Genomic DNA, 1,456 nt, shown 5'->3' with positions numbered 1-1,456 from the left:
ATGAAAACTCATCCGGGTTGTATGGTTAAGCGACCAAGCGTATACGGTGGATGCCTTGGCAGTCAGAGGCGATGAAGGACGTAGTAACTTGCGAAAAGCGTTGGTGAGCTAGTAACAAGCATTTGAGCCAGCGATGTCCGAATGGGGAAACCCGGCACCATAAGGTGTCATCACTAAGTGAATACATAGCTTAGTGAGGCGAACGAGGGGAACTGAAACATCTAAGTACCCTTAGGAAAAGAAATCAACCGAGATTCCCCAAGTAGCGGCGAGCGAACGGGGATTAGCCCTTAAGTCTTTGGGGTGTTAGTGGAATGTGTTGGAAAGCACAGCGGCACAGGGTGATAGCCCCGTACACGTAAACTAACCAGAGATGAAATCGAGTAAGGCGGCACACGTGATATGTTGTCTGAATATGGGGGGACCATCCTCCAAGGCTAAATACTCCTGACTGACCGATAGTGAACCAGTACCGTGAGGGAAAGGCGAAAAGAACCCCTGTGAGGGGAGTGAAATAGAACCTGAAACCGTATACGTACAAGCAGTGGAAGCGGTTCTTGAGACCGTGACTGCGTACCTTTTGTATAATGGGTCAGCGACTTACATTTAGTAGCGAGGTTAAGCGAATAGCGGAGCCGTAGGGAAACCGAGTGTTAACTGCGCGTATAGTTGCTAGGTGTAGACCCGAAACCCGGTGATCTAGCCATGGGCAGGTTGAAGGTTGAGTAACATCAACTGGAGGACCGAACCGACTAATGTTGAAAAATTAGCGGATGACTTGTGGCTGGGGGTGAAAGGCCAATCAAACCGGGAGATATCTGGTTCTCCTCGAAAGCTATTTAGGTAGCGCCTCGGACGAACACCTTTGGGGGTAGAGCACTGTTAAGGCTAGGGGGTCATCCCGACTTACCAACCCTTTGCAAACTCCGAATACCAAAGAGTGCTATCCGGGAGACAGACGGCGGGTGCTAACGTCCGTCGTCAAAAGGGAAACAACCCAGACCGTCAGCTAAGGTCCCAAAGTAATTGCTAAGTGGGAAACGATGTGGGAAGGCTTAGACAGCTAGGATGTTGGCTTAGAAGCAGCCATCATTTAAAGAAAGCGTAATAGCTCACTAGTCGAGTCGGCCTGCGCGGAAGATGTAACGGGGCTAAGCAATTCACCGAAGCTACGGGTACTGATGCTTGCATCAGTGCGGTAGAGGAGCGTTCTGTAAGCCGTTGAAGGCGAAGGGGTAACCCACGCTGGAGGTATCAGAAGTGCGAATGCTGACATGAGTAACGATAAAGGGGGTGAAAAACCCCCTCGCCGAAAGACCAAGGGTTCCTGTCCAACGTTAATCGGGGCAGGGTGAGTCGACCCCTAAGGCGAGGCTGAAAGGCGTAGTCGATGGGAAACGGGTTAATATTCCCGTACTTCTGCTAACTGCGATGGAGAGACGGAGAAGGCTAGGCC

1 rRNA gene is annotated in these 1,456 nt (G+C 51.0%); it reads left to right on the top strand.

Annotation, left to right across the window (positions count from 1 at the left end):
* Positions 1–23: 23 nt before the first annotated feature.
* Positions 24–1,456: ribosomal RNA gene (locus ACMHXI_RS00005) — 23S ribosomal RNA — on the top strand; the annotation flags it as partial.

Source organism: Shewanella sp. BJSY2023SW005 (assembly GCF_047314585.1).
GTDB classification, from domain to species: Bacteria; Pseudomonadota; Gammaproteobacteria; order Enterobacterales; family Shewanellaceae; genus Shewanella; species Shewanella algae.
The sequence above is the reverse complement of the archived record's forward strand: the minus strand, read 5'-3'. Positions and strand labels throughout refer to the sequence as shown.